Origin of the sequence: Paraburkholderia ginsengisoli NBRC 100965 (assembly GCF_000739735.1) — a bacterium.
GTDB classification, from domain to species: Bacteria; Pseudomonadota; Gammaproteobacteria; order Burkholderiales; family Burkholderiaceae; genus Paraburkholderia; species Paraburkholderia ginsengisoli.
The window spans coordinates 343105-362591 of record NZ_BBJF01000003.1 but is presented as its reverse complement, the minus strand read 5'-3'; the positions used below and the strand labels follow the sequence as shown (position 1 = coordinate 362591).

General features: G+C 63.8%; 18 protein-coding genes. 3 read left to right on the top strand and 15 right to left on the bottom strand.

Features of this window, described 5'->3' with window-relative positions; genetic code table 11:
* Window positions 1–55: 55 nt before the first annotated feature.
* Entirely contained in the window at window positions 56–1405 is a 1350-nt protein-coding gene (locus BGI01S_RS02690) for a D-amino acid dehydrogenase (RefSeq protein WP_157004109.1), read from the top strand.
* A gap of 159 nt (window positions 1406–1564) precedes the next feature.
* Here the strand turns inward: BGI01S_RS02690 and BGI01S_RS02685 are convergent, their stop codons facing one another.
* The 6 genes from BGI01S_RS02685 to BGI01S_RS02660 all read right to left on the bottom strand — a co-directional run bounded on the left by BGI01S_RS02685 (window position 1565) and on the right by BGI01S_RS02660 (window position 7918).
* Window positions 1565–3355 (bottom strand): acyl-CoA dehydrogenase, encoded by a 1791-nt coding sequence (locus BGI01S_RS02685; RefSeq protein WP_042321917.1) that lies wholly within the window; start codon window positions 3353–3355, stop codon window positions 1565–1567.
* A gap of 100 nt (window positions 3356–3455) precedes the next feature.
* Window positions 3456–4391: an electron transfer flavoprotein subunit alpha/FixB family protein gene (locus BGI01S_RS02680; protein WP_042321914.1), complete on the bottom strand. Its 936-nt coding sequence runs from the start codon at window positions 4389–4391 to the stop codon at window positions 3456–3458.
* A gap of 13 nt (window positions 4392–4404) precedes the next feature.
* Window positions 4405–5154 carry an electron transfer flavoprotein subunit beta/FixA family protein gene (locus BGI01S_RS02675; protein WP_042321911.1) on the bottom strand — a complete coding sequence of 250 codons (750 nt, stop codon included), beginning with the start codon at window positions 5152–5154 and terminating at the stop codon, window positions 4405–4407.
* A 239-nt stretch (window positions 5155–5393) separates the two neighbouring features.
* The gene (locus tag BGI01S_RS02670) at window positions 5394–6188 is read right to left on the bottom strand and encodes a MetQ/NlpA family ABC transporter substrate-binding protein (protein WP_042321909.1); all 795 of its coding nucleotides are present in this window, start codon (window positions 6186–6188) and stop codon (window positions 5394–5396) included.
* A gap of 52 nt (window positions 6189–6240) precedes the next feature.
* Window positions 6241–6894 (bottom strand): methionine ABC transporter permease, encoded by a 654-nt coding sequence (locus tag BGI01S_RS02665; protein WP_042321907.1) that lies wholly within the window; start codon window positions 6892–6894, stop codon window positions 6241–6243.
* Window positions 6884–7918 (bottom strand): methionine ABC transporter ATP-binding protein, encoded by a 1035-nt coding sequence (locus tag BGI01S_RS02660; protein ID WP_042321905.1) that lies wholly within the window; start codon window positions 7916–7918, stop codon window positions 6884–6886. The genes BGI01S_RS02665 and BGI01S_RS02660 overlap by 11 nt, the downstream gene beginning before the upstream one ends.
* A 239-nt stretch (window positions 7919–8157) precedes the next feature.
* Between BGI01S_RS02660 and BGI01S_RS02655 the strand changes: the two genes are divergently transcribed.
* Window positions 8158–9060 carry an alpha/beta hydrolase gene (locus BGI01S_RS02655; protein ID WP_042321902.1) on the top strand — a complete coding sequence of 301 codons (903 nt, stop codon included), beginning with the start codon at window positions 8158–8160 and terminating at the stop codon, window positions 9058–9060.
* A 152-nt stretch (window positions 9061–9212) separates the two neighbouring features.
* On the opposite strand, the gene BGI01S_RS02650 is transcribed toward BGI01S_RS02655, so the two are convergent.
* Window positions 9213–10013 carry an enoyl-CoA hydratase gene (locus tag BGI01S_RS02650; RefSeq protein ID WP_042321900.1) on the bottom strand — a complete coding sequence of 267 codons (801 nt, stop codon included), beginning with the start codon at window positions 10011–10013 and terminating at the stop codon, window positions 9213–9215.
* A 70-nt stretch (window positions 10014–10083) separates the two neighbouring features.
* Window positions 10084–11007, bottom strand: a complete 924-nt coding sequence (locus tag BGI01S_RS02645; RefSeq protein ID WP_042322592.1) for a histone deacetylase family protein — start codon at window positions 11005–11007, stop codon at window positions 10084–10086.
* A gap of 282 nt (window positions 11008–11289) precedes the next feature.
* On the opposite strand from BGI01S_RS02645, the gene mltB reads away from it, so the two are divergent.
* On the top strand, window positions 11290–12474 hold the full coding sequence (gene mltB / locus BGI01S_RS02640) for a lytic murein transglycosylase B (protein ID WP_042321898.1): 1185 nt from the start codon (window positions 11290–11292) through the stop codon (window positions 12472–12474).
* Window positions 12475–12577: 103 nt separating this feature from the next.
* Here the strand turns inward: mltB and cysM are convergent, their stop codons facing one another.
* The 7 genes from cysM to BGI01S_RS02605 form a co-directional block, all read right to left on the bottom strand.
* Window positions 12578–13480: a cysteine synthase CysM gene (cysM, locus tag BGI01S_RS02635; RefSeq protein ID WP_042321895.1), complete on the bottom strand. Its 903-nt coding sequence runs from the start codon at window positions 13478–13480 to the stop codon at window positions 12578–12580.
* Window positions 13481–13795: 315 nt separating this feature from the next.
* Complete coding sequence (locus tag BGI01S_RS02630) at window positions 13796–14161, bottom strand: ComEA family DNA-binding protein (RefSeq protein ID WP_042321894.1); 366 nt, start codon at window positions 14159–14161, stop codon at window positions 13796–13798.
* Between the two features lie 77 nt (window positions 14162–14238).
* On the bottom strand, window positions 14239–15231 hold the full coding sequence (gene rfaD / locus BGI01S_RS02625) for an ADP-glyceromanno-heptose 6-epimerase (protein ID WP_042321891.1): 993 nt from the start codon (window positions 15229–15231) through the stop codon (window positions 14239–14241).
* A gap of 95 nt (window positions 15232–15326) precedes the next feature.
* Window positions 15327–16334 carry a D-glycero-beta-D-manno-heptose-7-phosphate kinase gene (gene rfaE1 / locus BGI01S_RS02620; protein ID WP_084585258.1) on the bottom strand — a complete coding sequence of 336 codons (1008 nt, stop codon included), beginning with the start codon at window positions 16332–16334 and terminating at the stop codon, window positions 15327–15329.
* Window positions 16300–17703, bottom strand: coding sequence for a UDP-glucose dehydrogenase family protein (locus BGI01S_RS02615; RefSeq protein WP_042321888.1), 1404 nt, complete (start codon window positions 17701–17703; stop codon window positions 16300–16302). Before BGI01S_RS02615 ends, rfaE1 begins: the two co-directional genes overlap by 35 nt.
* A gap of 90 nt (window positions 17704–17793) precedes the next feature.
* Entirely contained in the window at window positions 17794–18969 is a 1176-nt protein-coding gene (lapB, locus tag BGI01S_RS02610; RefSeq protein WP_042321886.1) for a lipopolysaccharide assembly protein LapB, read from the bottom strand.
* 70 nt (window positions 18970–19039) lie between these two features.
* Window positions 19040–19333: a LapA family protein gene (locus tag BGI01S_RS02605; RefSeq protein WP_042321884.1), complete on the bottom strand. Its 294-nt coding sequence runs from the start codon at window positions 19331–19333 to the stop codon at window positions 19040–19042.
* Window positions 19334–19487 lie beyond the last annotated feature (154 nt).

The following is a 19487-nucleotide window of genomic DNA, read 5'->3' as shown; positions in this document are numbered from 1 at the left end:
TGTTAATAGTATAGCGGTTAACACTGGGCGGTCCGCGTTACACCTCGTTAATCGAATGAAATCAAACGAATCGACGAGCGCGCGGCCTCCAACCTCTTCTGAATTTCCTGGAGCAGCTATGCGAGTCGTCGTTTTGGGCAGTGGCGTCGTCGGGGTGACGACCGCGTATTACCTGGCGCGCGCTGGTCATGAAGTGACCGTGATCGACCGTGAGGCCGGCCCGGCGCTCGAAACCAGTTTTGCCAATGCCGGCCAGATCTCGCCGGGTTACGCGTCGCCTTGGGCTGCGCCCGGCGTGCCGCTGAAGGCCGTCAAATGGATGTTCCAGAAACACGCGCCGCTCGCGATCCGCCTCGACGGCACGCAATTCCAGTTGCAATGGATGTGGCAAATGCTGCAAAACTGCACGACGTCGCGCTATGCGGTGAACAAGGGCCGGATGGTCCGCCTCGCCGAATACAGCCGCGACTGCCTGCAAGCGCTGCGCGCCGAAACCGGCATCCAGTACGAAGGCCGCACCGGCGGCACGCTGCAGGTGTTCCGCACGCAGCAGCAATTCGACGGCGCCGCGAAAGACATCGCCGTGCTGCGCGAAGCCAACGTGCCGTACGAGCTGCTGTCGTCAGCGGAACTCGCGCAAGCCGAGCCGGCGCTCGCCGCGGTCTCGCACAAGCTGACCGGCGGCCTGCGCCTGCCAGGCGACGAAACCGGCGACTGCCAGATGTTCACCACGCGCCTCGCCGCGCTGGCCGAGCAGTTGGGCGTCCAGTTCCGCTACAACACGCCGATCGATGCGCTCGCGATGGCGGGCGACCGGGTCGCCGGCGTCCAATGCGGCGGTGAGCTGGTGCGTGCGGATTCGTTCGTCGTCGCGCTGGGTTCGTACTCGACCCGGTTCCTATCGGGCCTGGTCAAGATTCCGGTCTACCCGCTCAAGGGCTATTCGATCACCGCGCCGATCGTCGACGAAGCGGCCGCACCCGTTTCCACGGTACTCGACGAGACCTACAAGATCGCGATCACGCGTTTCGACGACCGGATTCGCGTCGGCGGGATGGCGGAGATCGTCGGTTTCGACAAGTCGTTGCGCGAAGCTCGCCGCGCCACGCTGGAACTGTGCGTGAACGATCTGTTCCCCGGCGGTGGCGATACATCGAAGGCCACGTTCTGGACCGGCCTGCGTCCGATGACGCCGGACGGCACGCCGATCGTCGGCCGCACGCCGGTGGCGAACCTGTTCCTGAACACGGGCCACGGCACCTTGGGCTGGACCATGTCATGCGGCTCGGGCCAGTTGCTGGCCGACGTGATGTCGGGCAAGCAACCGGCCATCAAGGCGGACGACCTGTCGGTGCATCGCTATCTCGGCGAGACCGGCGGCGCGCATCGGCCAGCGTATGCCTGAGTTCGATCTTGAAACCGGACACCGGGCGCAGTGCGCCTGATATCCGGCAAGCGGTTGCGCCGATCGATCATCGCGCAGACCGCTGCAACAAAAACAAAGGGCGCCTCACAAGGCGCCCTTTGTTTTTTCAGGCCGCAGCAACCCGCCGCGAGCGTTGCATCAGAACTGATCGTCGGACAAAGCCAGCACGCTCTCCCCGCCCTTCGCACTGGTAATCGACGCTTCGAGCGCCGACGCCTGCGGCAGCACATGCTCGGCATAGAACTGCGCGGTCGCGATCTTCGCGCCGTAGAACGACGGATCTTCATCGCGCTTTCCGGCCGCGACGAGCAGCGCACGCGCCATCTGCCAGCCGCCCAGCACGATGCCCGCGAGCTTGAGATACGGCACGCTGCCGGCGAACACCGCGTTCGGATCGCCCTTCGTATTCGCGAGAACGAAATCGACCGCCGCGCCCAGCGAACGATGACCCTGCGCCAGATACTTCTTCATCGAGTCGAACGCCGGGCCTTGTTGCGAGCCCAGCGCTTCGATCGTTGCAGCGATATCGGCGAGCAGCGACTTCGCCACCTTGCCGCCGTCGCGCACCGTCTTGCGACCGATCAGATCGTTGGCCTGAATCGCGGTCGTGCCTTCGTAGATCGGCAGAATGCGTGCGTCACGATAGTACTGGGCGGCGCCGGTTTCCTCGATGAAGCCCATGCCGCCATGCACCTGCACGCCGAGGCTCGTCACGTCGATCGACAGTTCCGTGCTCCAGCCCTTCACGATCGGCACGAGGAATTCGTAGAGCGCCTGATGCTCGGCCCGCGTCGCTTCGTCCGGATGACGATGCGCGATGTCGCAATGCGCGGCGGCAACATACGCAAGCGCACGCGACGCTTCAGTCAGGCCGCGCATCGTCGCGAGCATGCGGCGTACGTCCGGGTGCTGGATGATCGCCACCGACTGTTTCGCGGAGCCATCCACCGGGCGGCTTTGCACGCGATCCTTCGCATACGCGACAGCCTTCTGATACGCGCGATCCGATATGCCGACGCCCTGCATGCCCACCGCGAAACGCGCCGCGTTCATCATGATGAACATGTATTCGAGCCCGCGATTTTCTTCGCCGATCAGGTGGCCGATCGCGCCGCCTTGATCGCCGAACTGCAAGACAGCGGTCGGGCTCGCCTTGATGCCGAGCTTGTGCTCGATCGACACGCAACGCACGTCGTTGCGCTCGCCGGGCGACCCGTCTTCGTTGACGAGAAACTTCGGCACGATGAACAGCGAGATGCCTTTCACGCCTTCGGGTGCGTTCGGCGTGCGCGCCAGCACGAGATGGGCGATGTTCTTCGCCATGTCATGCTCGCCCCACGTGATGAAGATCTTCGTGCCGAACAGCTTGAACGAACCGTCGCCCTGCGGCTCGGCGCGCGTGCGCACCAGCGCGAGATCGGAGCCGGCCTGCGGCTCGGTCAGGTTCATCGTGCCGGTCCATTCGCCGGAAATGAGCTTCGGCACATACGTCTGCTTTTGCGCTTCGGTGCCGGCCGTGAGCAGCGCTTCGATCGCGCCGTCGGTCAGCAGCGGACACAACGCGAACGACAGGTTCGACGCGTTGAGCATTTCGACGCAAGCCGTCGCGATCAGCTTCGGCAAGCCCTGGCCGTCGTATTCGACGGGATGTTGGACACCCTGCCAGCCACCTGCACCGAACTGGCGGAAGGCTTCCCTGAAGCCTGGTGTCGCGGTGACGACACCATCGTTCCAGCTGCTCGGATTGCGATCGCCTTCGACGTTCAGCGGCGCGAGCACTTCACCGCACAGTTTCGCCGATTCGTCGAGCACGGCCTGAGCCGTGTCGAGATTCGCGTCCTCGAAGCCCGGCAGCGTCGCGATGTCTTCAAGACCGGCCAGTTCTTTCATCACGAACAGCATGTCCTTGATGGGCGCCGTGTAGCTCATTTTGGTTCTCCTCCTGTCTTGATAAAAAAAGGGCGCTGGACTTGATCGGTCCCGCGCCCTTCGTGTGCTGCCAAACGCCTTTTCTCCGGCGCTGCGGCAATTAGCCGAGTTCGCTAACCAGTTCCGGCACGACGGTGAACAGATCGCCCACGAGACCGTAATCGGCGACGCTGAAAATCGGCGCTTCCGGGTCCTTGTTGATCGCGACGATCACCTTCGAGTCCTTCATCCCGGCCAGATGCTGGATCGCACCCGAGATGCCGACGGCCACGTACAGTTGCGGCGCGACGATCTTGCCGGTCTGGCCGACCTGATAATCGTTCGGCACGAAGCCCGCGTCGACAGCCGCACGCGATGCGCCGAGCGCCGCGTTCAGCTTGTCGGCCAGCGGTTCGAGGACCTTCGTGTAGTTCTCGCCGTTGCCCAGACCGCGACCACCCGAGACGATGATCTTCGCCGACGTCAGTTCCGGACGGTCCAGCTTCGTCACTTCACGGCTAACGAACTGCGAGATGCCCGAGTCTGCGGCGGCTGAGATTTTTTCCACCGTCGCGTTGCCGCCTTCGGCTGCCACTGCATCGAAGCCGGTCGAACGCACCGTGATGACCTTGATCGGATCTTGAGCTTGCACCGTTGCGATGGCATTGCCCGCGTAGATCGGACGCTCGAACGTGTCGGCCGAATCCACCGCGGTGATGTCGCTGATCTGCGCGACGTCGAGCTTCGCCGCGATACGCGGCGTGATGTTCTTGCCGTAAGCGGTCGCCGGCGCCAGGATGTGCGAGTAGTCCTTCGCGATGTTCAGCACCGTCGCTTCGACGTTCTCCGCGAGGCCCGCTTCGAGTTGCGGCGCGTCGGCCAGCAACACCTTGCTAACGCCTGCGATCTTCGCCGCCGCATCGGCCGCAGCCTGCGCGTTGTGACCCGCGACCAGCACGTGAATATCGCCGCCAATCTTCTGCGCTGCCGCGATCGTGTTCAGCGTCGCGGCCTTGATCGACGCGTTGTCGTGTTCTGCAATTACCAGATTCGTCATTTCGTCCGTCTCCTCACAGCACCTTGGCTTCAGTCTTCAGCTTCTCGACCAGCGTCTTCACGTCCGGCACCTTCACACCGGCGGAGCGCTTCGGCGGCTCGGCGACTTTCAGCGTCTTCAGGCGCGGCGTGACGTCCACGCCGAGGTCTTCCGGCTTGATCACTTCCAGCGGCTTCTTCTTCGCCTTCATGATGTTGGGCAGCGTCACGTAGCGCGGCTCGTTCAGGCGGAGGTCGGTGGTGATTACGGCCGGCAGCGTCAACGACAGCGTTTCGGCACCGCCATCCACTTCGCGCGACACGGTCGCCTTGCCATCGGCCACGACAACCTTCGACGCAAACGTTGCTTGCGGCAGATTAGCCAACGCAGCAAGCATCTGGCCGGTCTGATTCGAATCGTCGTCGATGGCCTGCTTGCCGAGAATGATCAGTTGCGGCTGTTCCTTATCGACCAGCGCCTTCAGCAGCTTCGCCACTGCCAGCGGCTGCAGTTCTTCATTCGATTCGATCAGGATCGCGCGATCGGCGCCGATCGCGAGCGCCGTACGCAGCGTTTCCTGCGCTTGCGCAACGCCGGCCGACACGGCGATCACTTCGGTCGCCACACCCGCTTCCCTCAATCGCACGGCTTCTTCCACCGCGATTTCATCGAACGGATTCATCGACATCTTCACGTTCGCGATGTCGACGCCCGTGCCGTCCGACTTGACCCGGACTTTCACGTTGTAATCGACCACTCTCTTGACTGGCACCAGGATTTTCATGCACACGCTCCAAAGTTACGAATACGTCAACCCAACGAACATTATAACGACTGCCCTCAGGACAGCCCGTAGTCGCGGGCGCTCTAGCAGGAGGATATCGCTCCTCAGTGGCGTGACGGCAATATCGAACGATCGTTCTATTTTAATCTCGAAAAAACCCGGGCGACAACCCCGGGTTCTCACTTACGCGTCTAATTCGTCATTGCCGTCGTGTCTTGCCATATCTGCAGGCCGCTCGCTCACCAGGCGGTGATCACCGACCCGCCGAATTTGCTGTCGACAAATTGCTTCACTTCCGGCGAATGATACGCCGCGACCAGTTTGGCAACCCACGGCTTGTTCCGGTCGGCCTCGCGGATCGCGATGATGTTCACGTAGGGACCTTTCGGATCCTCGACCGCGATCGCATCCTGCTTCGGCTTCAGGCCGGCTTCCATCGCGAAGTTGGTATTGATCGCGGCGGCGTCGACGTCGTTCAGCGAGCGCGGGATTTGCGCCGCGTCGAGTTCGACGATCTTCAGCTTCTTCGGGTTCTCGACGATGTCGAGCGGCGTCGCCTTCAGACCCGCATCGGTACGCAGCTTCAGCAGACCCTGTTTTTGCAGCAGCAACATTGCGCGGCCGCCGTTGGTCGGATCGTTCGGCACGGCGATCTTCGCGCCCGGTTGCAGCTCGGCGAGCGTCTTCACCTTCTTCGAGTAGATCCCCATCGGATACGTGACCGTGTCCGCGATCCGGATCAGCTTGTAGCCGCGATCTTTCACCTGCGCCTGCAAGTACGGGTCGTGCTGGTAGCTGTTCGCGTCCAGATCGCCACCCGCGAGCGCCGCGTTCGGCTGCACGTAGTCGGAGAATTCAATGACCTTGATGTTCAGGCCGTTCTTCGCCGCGACCGTCTTCACGACTTCCATGATCTGCGCATGCGGACCGCCGGTCACGCCGACCTTGATGTTGTCCTCCGCGTGAGCCGCGGTGGCGAACAGCGACGCGGCGCCGAGCGTGGCGGCAAGCTTGAGAATGAAACGACGTTGCATGATGGACCTTTCCAATCTACCGACTCTGTTAGCGGGTTGCGACGACCCGTATTTATTTATGGCTCAAACGACGCACGAGCCAATCCCCGAACGACTGCACCAACTGCACGAACACGATCAGGATCACCACGACCGTCAGCATCACTTCCGGCAGGAACCGCTGATAGCCGTAGCGAATACCGAGGTCGCCGAGCCCGCCGCCGCCGATCGCGCCCGCCATCGCCGAATAGCCGACTAGCGACACGAAGGTGATCGTCAAGCCGGCGACCACGCCCGGCAGCGATTCCGGCAGCAGCACCTTGAAGACGATCTGTGAAGTGGTCGCGCCCATCGCCTGCGCCGCTTCGATCAGCCCGCGATCCACCTCGCGCAGCGCGGTTTCGACCAGCCGCGCGATGAACGGCGCGGCGGCAATCGTCAGCGGCACGATAGCCGCCGCCGTACCGATCGACGATCCCACCACGAGGCGCGTGAACGGAATCACGGCGACCAGCAGGATGATGAACGGCGTCGAACGGACCGCGTTGACGATCACGCCCATCACGCGATTCACGCCGACGTTTTCCAGCACGCCCTGACGGTCCGTCAGATACAGCAGCACGCCGAGCGGCAACCCCACCAATGCGCCGACCAGTCCGGAAATGCCCACCATCACGAGCGTTTCCCAGAACGACTGGACGAACATATCGAACATTTCACTCAACATGCGAGAGCTCCTCCACCACCACACCCTGTTCGCGCAGATACGTGAGCGCCTGCGCCACCTTCGCCGGTTCGCCGCCCGCGAGCACTGCGAGCGAGCCGAACGCCTGCCCCTGGATCTCGTCGATCTGGCCGTGCAGGATGTTGAAGTCGAGTTCGTAGCGGCGAATCGTTTCCGACAGGATCGGCTGGTCGACGCCCGAGCCCGTGAACGCGAGCCGCAGCAAATGGCCGCTGCCGGTCTTCAGACGCTCTGCGACGCGCGCCTTCATCGCCGGCGGCAGTTCCTGCGCAATCACGTCGCCGATCAGCGCGCGCGTGACTTCATGATGCGGCTGCAGGAACACGTCGATCACCTTGCCCTCTTCGACCACGCGGCCCGCGTCCAGTACCGCGACGCGGTCGCAGACCTGCTTGATCACGTCCATCTGGTGCGTAATCAGCACGATCGTCAGGTTCAGTTCGCGATTGATGCGCTTGAGCAGATCGAGAATCGCCCGCGTGGTTTCGGGGTCGAGCGCGGAGGTCGCTTCATCGGAGAGCAGCACCTTCGGCTTGCTCGCGAGCGCGCGCGCAATGCCCACGCGCTGCTTCTGGCCGCCGCTGATCTGCGCCGGATAGCGGTCCTTCTGCGCCGACAGCCCGACCAGTTCGAGCAGCGGCAGCACGTTCGCCTCGATCTCGTCGCGCTTCATGCCGGCGAGTTCGAGCGGCAACGCGACGTTGCCGTACACGGTGCGCGACGACAGCAGGTTGAAATGCTGGAAGATCATGCCGATCTCGCGGCGCGCCTCGCGCAATTGCGCGGCGGGCAGCGTGGTCAGATCGCGACCGGCGACGACGATATTGCCTTCGGACGGGCGCGTCAGCAGGTTGAGCGTGCGCACGAGCGTACTCTTGCCCGCGCCGCTGCGGCCGATGATGCCGAACACCTCGCCCGCCGGAATCGACAGATTGACGTTGTGCAGCGCCTCGACCCAGCCCCGGGGCCCGGCGAACCGCTGGGAAACATTGCGTATTTCGATCATGGAAAAACGAAACGGCGGACTCTGTCCGAGCGTTGTGCGCTCCCGACAAGCGGCCGCCGTTGCTTTTATTGGGATTTGAGGCCGCAATTCTACCGCAGCGCCGACATTCCCTTTAATAATCAATTACGATCTTTTCATAACCTCAGAGCATTAGAGGAATATGTGACGCGATTAGTCGCGCGCGCCGGGCGGCGCTGCGACTATGATCGGGCGACACCAGATCAGGACAGGCCGCAGCCATGGAAACATCCCAAAACAACAATGTGCGCGCGAGCGCGGGCAACCGGAGCGCCGGCGGGCCGCAGCGCGCATCGGTCACGACCGCCGACGGCGTGACTTTGCCGCTCTACCGCTGGCCAGCCGCCGGGCCGACGCGTGCGACCGTCGCGCTACTGCACGGACTGGCCGAGCACGCGGGCCGCTACGCCGCGCTGGCCGGGCGATTGAACGGCGCGGGCATCGAACTCGTCGCGATCGACTTGCGCGGCCACGGACACGCGCCCGGCAAGCGGGCCTATGTGAAGCGTTTCGACGACTATCTGCTCGACGCGCAGGCATTGCTCGACGCCGCCGCGCAAAGCTGCGCACCGCTCTTCCTGATGGGCCACAGCATGGGCGGCGCGGTGGCCGCGTTGTACGCGATCGAGCGCCTCGACGCGAGCGGCCGCCGGTTGAACGGTCTGATCCTGTCTAGCCCCGCGCTCGCACCAGGGCGCGACGTGCCGCGCTGGATGCTGGCGCTGAGCCAAGTGATCAGCCGTGTCTATCCGGGTTTCCCGGCCATGAAGGTCGATGCCGCGTTGCTGTCGCGTCTTCAGCCGGTGGTGAACGCCAATCGCAACGATCCGCTCGTGCATCACGGCGCGATTCCCGCGCGTACCGGCGCGGAACTGCTACTGGCGATGGCGCGGATCGAACGCGGCCGGGCGGGTTTGCGCATGCCGCTGCTGGTGTATCACGGCACCGCCGACAAGCTCACCGAGCCCGAAGGCAGTCGCGCCTTCGGCCAGCACGCGGGGTCGCCGGATAAGACGCTCACGCTGCACGAAGGCAGCTATCACGAGACGATGAACGATGTCGACCGCGACCGGGTGATTGCGGCGCTGATCGATTGGATCGAGAAGCGGATCGTAGGACGTTGAGTCCGAGCCGCGCGTGCGAAGCGCGGATTTCATTCGGCCGCCAGGGATTGCGGATTGCGACCTGATGTGTGGCTCGCGAGGACGCGGGCCGCAGCCCACCGCGCGCGCCGATCATGGCGGGCCGCCGGCGACCTCGCCCCTTTGGCCTCCGCCTACCGTTTCCACTCCGGCGCGCGTTTCTCGATGAACGCCTGCACGCCTTCGAGCGCCGAATCATCCATCATGTTGCAGGCCATCGTCTGGCCGGCCAGTTGGTAAGCCGCCTCGATACCCATTTCGAGCTGCCGATAGAACAGCCCCTTGCCGGCGCTCACCGCTTCGACCGGCTTCGCGCAGATGCTGGCGGCAAGCCGCGCGAGCTCGGCGTCGAGCGCATCGGCGGGGACGACGCGGTTCACGAGGCCCTGCTGCTTCGCTTCGGCGGCATCGATAAACTCGCCGGTGAGCAGCATTTCGAGCGCCGCCTTGCGCGACAGGTTGCGCGATAACGGCACCGAAGGCGTCGCGCAAAAGAGCCCGAGGTTCACGCCCGACACCGCGAAACGCGCGGAGTCCGCCGCGACCGCCAGATCGCACATCGCCACCAGTTGACAGCCGGCCGCCGTCGCAATGCCTTGCACCCGCGCGATCACCGGTTGCGGCAAGCGCTGGATCGTCATCATCAGCTTCGTGCAACGGGCGAAGAGCCGCTGGTAATAAGCCAGCGACGGCGCCGCGCGCATTTCCTTCAGATCGTGTCCCGCGCAGAACGCCCGCCCCGCGCCCGCGATCACGACGACACGCGCATCCGATCGCCCAATCTCCGTCAACGCGCTCTGCAACTCGTCGAGCAACGCCTCGGAGAGCGCATTGAACGCGTCGGGCCGGTTCATCGTCAGCAGCACGACACCCGGCACCTCATAGGCGTCGTGTTCGATCTCGATCAGTGAAGCGCTGCGCGCGTCCGCGTTCATGGCTCGCTCCTCATTACTTTGCGGTGCATGGCTGCCGCCCGTGCCTCATGGCGCGACAGGCTCAGGCTGTTCAGATGCCGGCCAGCGAGCGCATGTGCGCAACCACACTGCGGCCAAGCGCCGACAGGTTGTAGCCGCCTTCGAGACAACTGACGATCCGTCCGCGCGCGTGGCGCTTCGCGATCTCGCGCATCTGGTCGGTGATCCACGCGTAGTCGTCTTCGACGAGGCCCATGTTGCCGAGGTCGTCCTCGCGATGCGCGTCGAAGCCGGCCGAGATGAACAGCATCTCCGGTTTGAATTCGTGCAGGCGCGGCAGCCACAGCATGTCGACCGCCTCGCGCACTTCCATGCCCTTCGAGCGCGCCGGCATCGGCACGTTGCACATGTTGGACGCCTGATTGTCGGCGCCCGTGAACGGGTAGAACGGATGCTGGAAGATGCTGCACATCAGCACGCGCGGGTCGCCCGAGAAAGCCGCCTCGGTGCCGTTGCCGTGATGCACGTCGAAATCGATGATCGCGACGCGCTGCAGGCCGTGCACGTCGAGCGCATGACGCGCGGCGATCGCGACATTGTTGAAGAAGCAGAAGCCCATCGCGCGTGCCGGCTCCGCATGGTGGCCGGGCGGGCGCACGCTGCAGAACGCGTTGTCGTAACGGCCTTCGATCACCGCGTCGGTCGCGGCCACCGCGGCGCCCGCCGCGCGCAACGCGGCTTGCCAGGTGTGCGGGTTCATCGTCGTATCGGGATCGATTTCGGCGATGCCTTCGACGGGCGAACGGCCGCGGATGTAGTCGACATGCGCTTGCGTATGCACGCGCAGCAACGCGGCTTCGTCGGCGAGCGGCGCCGACTCGCGCTCGATCAGCGAGTCGATGCGGCTCGCGATCAGTTGATCTTCGATCGCCTGCAGGCGCGCGGGACATTCGGGATGCCATTGCCCCATGTCGTGCAGCAGACAGTCGGCGTGAGAATAGAAGCCTGTTGCCATGATTTTCTTCTGCGACGCGGCGCCTTCGACGCGCGCGCAGCGTGTCTCCTTCCAGGGGCGCACACCCTTGCGGCGCGCCAACATTCGTCAAGTTACCACACGACGCCGCTGTGTCGCGTTCAACACGGTTTTGCAGAAGGCGTCGGGTATACTGCCCCGAACCTTTTTTCCCGCTCCCGCACACTGCGCTCCTTGCCCACTATGACCGTCAAGCTTGCCCTGTTCGCACGAAACCGGCTTCACCTCAGCACGCTGGCCGCCTCACTGTCCGTCGCATCGTGCATGTTCATGGCAACCAGTCCGGCAGTCGCGCAAAGCGCCGCCAAAAAGCCGCCGGTGCTGATCGCGCAAAGCCAACCGCAATCGGCCGTACCGCAAGGGCAAACGTTTGAAGAAGAGATCATTCCGCAGCGTTACGCGAACAACGCGAACGTCGACGCGTTCATCAACGACATGGTCGCGCGCTACGACTTCGACGAAGCGGCGCTGCATGCGCTTTTTGCCGGCGTCAGCTATTCGGCGACCGCGGTCAAGCTGGTGACGCCGTCGCCTTCGCCGACGGTGAAGAACTGGCGCGTGTATCAATCGCGCTTTCTCGACCCGGTCCGCATCAACGCCGGCGTGCGCTTCTGGCGCGAGAACCAGGCGACGCTGCAACGCGCTTATGAAGAGTTCGGCGTGCCGCCGGAGGTGATCGTCGGCATCATCGGCGTGGAGACGATTTACGGCCGCTACATGGGCAACTTCCGCGTGCTCGACGCGCTGACCACGCTCACCTTCGACTACCCGAACACCGTCAATCGCACGGATCGTCAGGCGACGTTCCGCAAGAATCTCGCGGACTATCTGGTGTGGACTCGCGACGCGCAGATCGATCCGAGCACGGTGCTCGGATCGTACACGGGCGCGATCGGCATTCCGCAGTTCCTGCCGAGCAGCATCGTGCAATACGCGGTGAATTACGACGGCAACAAGCGGATCGATTTGCGCACGAGCCCGGCGGATGCGATTGGCAGCGTGGCGAATTATCTGCGTCAGAACGGTTGGGAAAACGGCCGGCCGGTGGTGTGGCGGATCGGCTCGGACGCCGGCAGCCTCGGCGTCGCGCAAGCCGCCGCCGACGGCCAGCCTGAGCCGCACTGGCCGCTCAGCCAGTTGCTGCGCGCCGGTCTGTTGCTGAACGAACCGGGCGTGGATATCGCGGCGGAAGCCGGCACGCCGGTGACGGTGGTCGACCTGCCGTCGCCGGGACGCGGCACCGAGTTCAAGCTGGGCCTGAAGAACTTCTACGTGTTGACACGCTATAACCGCAGCTTCTTCTATGCGCTCGCGGTGTATCAGTTGGGTCAGAAGGTCAAGGCGCAGATGGAAGCCAGCGACGCCGCCAATGGCGTGAACGGTGGCGGTGGTGCCAATGGTAGCAATGACGTCAACGGCGCGGCGCCGTCGAGCGGGAATTCGCAATAGATGCCGTGGCGGGTGCCACGGGCGCCTCACATGCCATGACATAAAAAAAGCGCCGGCTCGACCGGCGCTTTTTCATGTGGGCTCGTCGCGTGACGACGCACACTTACGCGGGGAACACCCCGGTCGACAGATACCGGTCGCCACGATCGCAGACGATGAACACGATCGTCGCGTTCTCGACCTGGCGCGCGATACGCAGCGCCACTTCGCATGCGCCGCCCGATGAGATGCCCGCGAAGATGCCTTCGACCGATGCCATGCGACGCGCCATTGCTTCGGCGGCGGCCTGGCTCACGTTCTCGACGCGGTCTACACGGCTGCGGTCGAAAATTTTCGGCAGATAGGCCTCCGGCCATTTGCGGATGCCCGGAATGCGCGAGCCTTCTTCCGGTTGCGCGCCGATGATCTCGATCGCCTGATTCTGCGTTTTCAGATAACTGGACACGCCCATGATCGTACCGGTCGTGCCCATCGACGACACGAAGTGCGTGATACGCCCTTCGGTGTCGAGCCAGATTTCCGGGCCCGTGCCTTCGACGTGCGCAGCCGGATTGTCCGGGTTCGCGAACTGGTCGAGGATGATGCCTTTACCTTCGCGCTGCATCTGCTCGGCCAGATCGCGCGCGTACTCCATGCCGCCGGTGACGGGCGTCAGAACGATCTGCGCGCCGTACGCCGCCATGCTCTGCCGGCGTTCCACCGACAGATCTTCCGGCATGATCAGGACCATCTTGTAGCCACGGATCGCCGCGGCCATCGCGAGCGCGATGCCGGTGTTGCCGCTGGTGGATTCGATCAGCGTGTCGCCCGGCTTGATGCGGCCGCGCGCTTCCGCTTTCTTGATCATCGACAAGGCCGGGCGATCCTTCACCGACCCCGCGGGATTGTTGCCCTCGAGCTTCGCGAGAATCACGTTATTGCGGCTGCGGATCTCGTCGTCGGGAAGCCGGACGAGTTGCACGAGCGGCGTATTGCCGATCGTATCTTCAATCGTTTTGTAAGCCATATCGGTTCTGGTGCTGTCGATGCGCGGAGTCTTCAATCCATCGATTCTAAACCACCGTGCCCGCCGTTGCCGCGCGGCCCTTCTATCGGCATGGGTGCACGCGATGATCGGCGTGTGTTTGCGAAGCCAGTCGACGCACTGAAAGCGCAACACGAGCCGCGCGTCCACCACGCAAAAAGCCCGCGGCGGGAAGCCGCGGGAGCCAGTCATTTGCATGACAGCTGAAGGAGTCCTCTTTTCACTCCGACCATGAAGGGGGAACGACGGCTGCGAACCGCGCGCAGTGAACTACCCGCGCGCACGGCTCGCGTCAGGTTATTTCTTTACCGCCACTGCGGGATTGCTTTTGGACGCGTCGGCCGAAGCGGCCGCGCCTTTGGTCGGTGCAGCCGTCGCAACCTGCGTGTTAGCAGCCGCGCCAGCCGGACCGACAGCGAGACCCTCCGCCTGCAGGCGCTCGACGGTATGCCCGCCCATGCCTTTGACACGCTTGCCGAGATCGGCCGGGTCCTTGAACGGACCATGCGCTGCGCGCTCGTCGAGAATGGCTTTCGCTTTGGCAGGACCGATGCCCTTGATGCCGCGCAGCGCATCCTCGTTAGCCGTGTTGACGTCGACCGCCGCATATGCGTGGCCGAATGCGGCGAGCATGGCCGCGGTAACCAGAATTTTTCGAAACATATGGAATCTCCCTCGTACAACCGGTTGGCGACCATCACCAACCGGGAGATTCCAGTTTAAAGAGGTATCCGAATTATTTACACCTGGCCGAATAGCCAACGTACGTAACGATCGACACCCTCCTGCACGCTCAGGAACGGCGCGTCGTAGCCCGCTGCGCGCAGCTTCGACTGATCCGCCTGCGTGAAGCATTGATACTTGCCGCGCAGCGCGTCCGGGAACGGAATGTATTCGATCAGCCCGCGCTGCACCTGCTCCGCGAGCGACAGCGCCGGCTCGTCGTTCAGCGCGCGCAGCGTGTTGACCACCGTGCTCGCGATGTCGTTGAACGGTTGCGCGCGGCCGCTGCCCAGATTGAAGATGCCCGACTTGTCCGGGTTGTCGAAGAAGAACAGGTTGACCTTCACGACGTCTTCGACGGACACGAAGTCGCGCGTCTGCTCGCCCGCCGCGTAGCCGTTGTACTCGCCGAACAGCTTGACCTTGCCTTCGGAGCGGAACTGGTTGAAGTTGTGAAACGCGACCGACGCCATACGCGCTTTGTGCGTTTCGCGCGGCCCGTACACGTTGAAGTAACGGAAGCCGGCAATCTGGCTTTTCGCGGTGGGCAGCACGCGGCGGATCACCTGGTCGAACAGGAACTTCGAATAGCCGTACACGTTCAGCGGCTGCTCGACTTCGCGCTCTTCGACGAAACGGCTCGAGCCGCCATACGTCGCCGCCGACGACGCGTACAGGAACTGGATGTTCTGCGCGAGGCAGACATCGAGCACATCGCGGCTGTAGCGGAAGTTGTTGTCCATCATGTAGCGGCCGTCGGTTTCCATCGTGTCCGAGCAGGCGCCTTCGTGGAAAATCGCACGCACCTTGCCGAAGTCGCCGCGCCTGAAGCGCTCGACGAATTCGGTCTTGTCCAGATAGTCGTCGATTTCGCAGTCGACCAGATTCTTGAACTTGTCGGCGCGCGTGAGGTTGTCCACGGCGATGATGCGTTGTTCGCCGCGCTCGTTGAGCGCCTTGACGAGATTGCTGCCGATGAAACCGGCCGCGCCGGTGACGATGAGGGTCATGATGATCCTGCTGCGGTAGTGAGGTCAGTTGACGCCCCGCCGATTCCTTTTTTGTGCGGCCTGAAGGCGCTCTCAAAGGGACCAGGCGGGCCGCATCAATGAAAGAGTTCGTCGTAGTCGACGGTGGCGGTGCCGAGTTTGCCGACCACGATACCGGCCGCGCGATTCGCGAGGCCGACCGCGTCGACCAGCGTGAGACCCGCGCCCAGCATGGCCGCGAGCGTGGCGATCACGGTGTCGCCCGCACCCGAGACATCATACACTTCGCGTGCGACGGCCGAGGTGTGCAGGACGCCGTCGTCGGAGAAGAGCGTCATGCCTTCTTCCGAGCGCGTCAGCAGCAGCGCCTTGAACGCCAGCTCGGTGCGCAACCTGGTCACGCGCGCGAGCAGATCCTCTTCGGACTTCCACTGCCCGACGACCTCGCGCAACTCGGCGCGATTCGGGGTGATCAGCGTCGCGCCGCGATAGCGCTCCCAGTCGTCGCCCTTCGGATCGACCAGAACCGGCTTGCCGGCCGCGTGCGCTTTCGCGATCATCTGCGTGACGTGCGTGAGGCCGCCCTTCGCGTAATCGGACATCAGGATCACGTCGTGCGACGGCAGCAATTCGTCGAAGCGCGCGAGGCCCGCGAGCAGCACCTCGTGCGCCGGCGAGTTTTCGAAGTCGACTCGCAGCAACTGCTGCTGACGCGACAGCACGCGCAGCTTGATCGTGGTCAACAGCGCCGGATCGCGTTCGAGATGCGGCGTCACCCCGCTTTCGCCGAGCAACTGCACGATGCGCTCGCCCGGTTCGTCATGGCCGACCACGCACAGGAGACCCGCCTGCGCGCCGAGCGCGACCGCGTTGCGCGCGACGTTCGCCGCGCCGCCCAGGCGGTCTTCCTGGCGCTGCACATGCACCACCGGCACCGGCGCTTCCGGGGAGATACGATTCACGTCGCCGAACCAGTAACGGTCGAGCATCACGTCACCCACCACTAACACGCGCGCCGCGCCGAGCTGCGCGCGCGGCACCACCGTGAGTTGCTGCGCCGGCGTGGACGCGGAGGCTCCCGGCATGGCCTCAGGCACCGGCCGGAAGTTCAGAGGGTTGGGCATAAGGGCGTCCAATCGAGTGATAGTCGATGCCGAGCTCGGTCATCGCGTCCGGTTCGTACAGGTTGCGGCCGTCGAAAATTAGCGGCGACTTCAGCACCGACTTCAGGTACACGAAATCCGGACTTTTGAATTCCTTCCATTCGGTCACGATCACGAGCGCGTCGGCGCCGGTGAGCGTTTCGTCCTGCGTGCTCGCGAAACTCAGGCGCGCGAGCTGTTCGGGCGTGTCGTGTAGATCGAGCTCGAACACGCGGCGCGCTTCGGTTACCGCGACCGGATCGTATGCGCGCACCTGGGCGCCACGCGCCAGCAGTTCGGCGATCACGCGACGGCTCGGCGCTTCTCGCATGTCGTCGGTATTCGGCTTGAACGCGAGGCCCCACACGGCGAACGTGCGGCCGCGCAGATCGTCGCCGAGCCTGGCCGTGATCTTCTGAACCAGCACGTCCTTCTGCTTGTCGTTCACCTCCTCGACCGCTTCGAGAATGCGCAGATTGTGGCCGCTCTCGCTAGCGGTGCGAATCAGCGCCTGCACGTCCTTCGGGAAGCATGAGCCGCCGTAGCCGCAACCGGCATACAGGAAGTGATAACCGATGCGCGGGTCCGAGCCGATGCCGCGACGCACCGATTCGATATCCGCGCCGACGCGGTCCGCCAGATTCGACATCTCGTTCATGAACGAGATGCGCGTGGCGAGCATCGCGTTGGCCGCGTACTTGGTGAACTCGGCGGAACGCACGTCCATGTGCAGCGTGCGTTCGTGATTGCGGTTGAACGGCGCGTAGAGGCGCTTCATCAATTCACGCGCGCGCAGGCCGGCTTCGTCTTCGTCGCTGCCGAGCACGATGCGATCGGGCCGCATGAAGTCGTCGACCGCCGCGCCTTCCTTCAGGAACTCGGGGTTGGAGACCACCGAAAAGCGATGTTGCTCGCTGTCCGCCAAACCGCGTTTGGCCAGCTCTTCGGCGATCACCGCGCGTACGCGCTGCGCGGTGCCGACCGGCACCGTCGACTTGTCGACGATCACCTTGAAGCCGTTCATCGTGCGGCCGATGTTGCGGGCCGCCTCCAGCACGTATTGCAGATCGGCCGAGCCATCTTCGTCGGGCGGCGTGCCGACCGCGATGAACTGCACGTCGCCGTGCGCGACGCTCGCCGCGACATCCGTCGAAAACGTGATGCGGCGCGCCGCGCGCGTGCGCGCGATCATCTCCTGCAAACCGGGCTCGTGAATCGGCACGCCGCCGTTATTGAGAATTTCGATCTTGCGCGGATCGACGTCGAGACAGAAAACGTCGTGGCCGATCTCAGCGAGACACGCGCCAGTGACGAGGCCGACATAGCCGGTGCCGATAATGGTGATTTTCATACGCTTTCCGGTAGAAGGTTCCGGTGATGATTGCCGGTCATGAGGCCGGCGATGTGCTCGCCGCGAAATCCGTCCGCGCGGGCGATGGCGTCAACTCGACGCGGCAATCGGTTCGACGCGACGCGGCGCATAGGTTTCCCATCCGCTGCAACCCGGGCACTGCCAGTAGAAAAGCCGCGCCCTGAAGCCACAATTCTGGCACGTGTACCGCGGCAGATTTTTTGTGCGCTGACGGATCAGCGTGCGCATCAATTCGAGTTCGCTGCGCCGCGGTTCTTCCGCGACGGCCTGTTGGGCTTCGAGCAGGCGCGTCATGCCGGCCAGATTCGGCGATTTCTGCATCTGCGAGCGCGCTAGCGCGTGCGCCGCATCGAGCCCGCGCAGCGACGCGACGTGCTGATATGCGACGTCGAGCAGATCGTTGGTCGGATGACGGTCGACCCAGGTGGTGAGCAGATCGGCGCCTTCCTGCGAACGGCCGAGCGCTTCGTAGGCCTTCATCACCTTCTCGGCGACCAGCGGCAGATAGGCCGGATTCTGTTCCTCGACGCGCCGCCACTGCGCGATGGCCGCGTCCTGCGCGCCGCCGGCGGCATCGACGTCACCGAACAGGATCGTGGCGCGCACGTTGGTCGGATTCGCCTTCAGTGCGAAGCCGAGTTGACGGCGCGCCTCGTCCGCGTTTTTCTGCTGCAACGCTTCCTGCGCGAGCTCGCAATGGAACTGCGCGATTTCCTTGCCGAGCGACTCGGCGCCCATCGTTTCCAGGTGGCGCGCGGTGTCGATCGACTTGACCCAGTCCTTCTCGATTTCGTAGATGGTGAGCAGCGCACGTTGCGCGCCCAATGCATAGTCGCCGGTTTCGAGCGAGCGGAAGGTTTCCTCCGCGCGATCGAGCAGGCCCGCCTTCAGGAAGTCCTGGCCCAGTTCGTAGAGCGCGTGATCGCGTTCGCTGACCGGCAGGTCGGCGCGGCTCAGCAGATTCTGATGCACGCGAATCGCGCGATCCGTTTCGCCGCGGCGCCGGAACAGATTGCCCAGCGCGAAATGCAGCTCGACCGTTTCAGGGTCGAGCTTGACCACTTCGATGAACGCATCGATCGCCTGATCCGGCTGTTCGTTGAGCAGGAAGTTCAGGCCGCGGAAATACGAGCGCGGCAGGTTGGCGCTTTCGGACAGCAGCGTCTTAAGGTCGTAGCGCGCGGCCATCCAGCCGAACGCGAAAGCGACGGGTATGACGAGCAGCCACCAGAAGTCTAGATCCATGCGATTAATGCAAATGTGCGGGAAAGCGGGAAGGAAAAACCGCGCTCAAGGCGCGCGGCGGAAGAGCAATTCAGATCAACGGCGGCATGGGCGGCTGTTCGACCACCACCGGGGTTTCGCGCGCTACGCGCAACTCGCGCTTGAGCCGCCCATTTTCCATGCGCAGGCGCAGTGTGGCGGGCATCGCCGACACCAAGCCAGCCAACAGCCCCACTACGAAGAATGCGAGGCCGATCAGGATCAGAGGCGCCGACCACGTATAGCCGGCGAGGAAATTCAACGTAGCAGGTTGCGTGTTGGAGAGCGCCAGCACCAGCAGCAGCACGAACACCAGCACACGGATCAGCCAGACGATAAATTTCATGAATAGTCTCTTGACGGCAGTTGCGGGGTGACGCCGGCTTGATGACGCGTCGCGCCACGGTATTGCCCGCGCCGAAGTGACCCGTATTGTAATTGAAGCCCTCGTGGCTGGGCAGGAAGTGGCGGAATGCGCACTACGCGGGGTTTATCCTGTC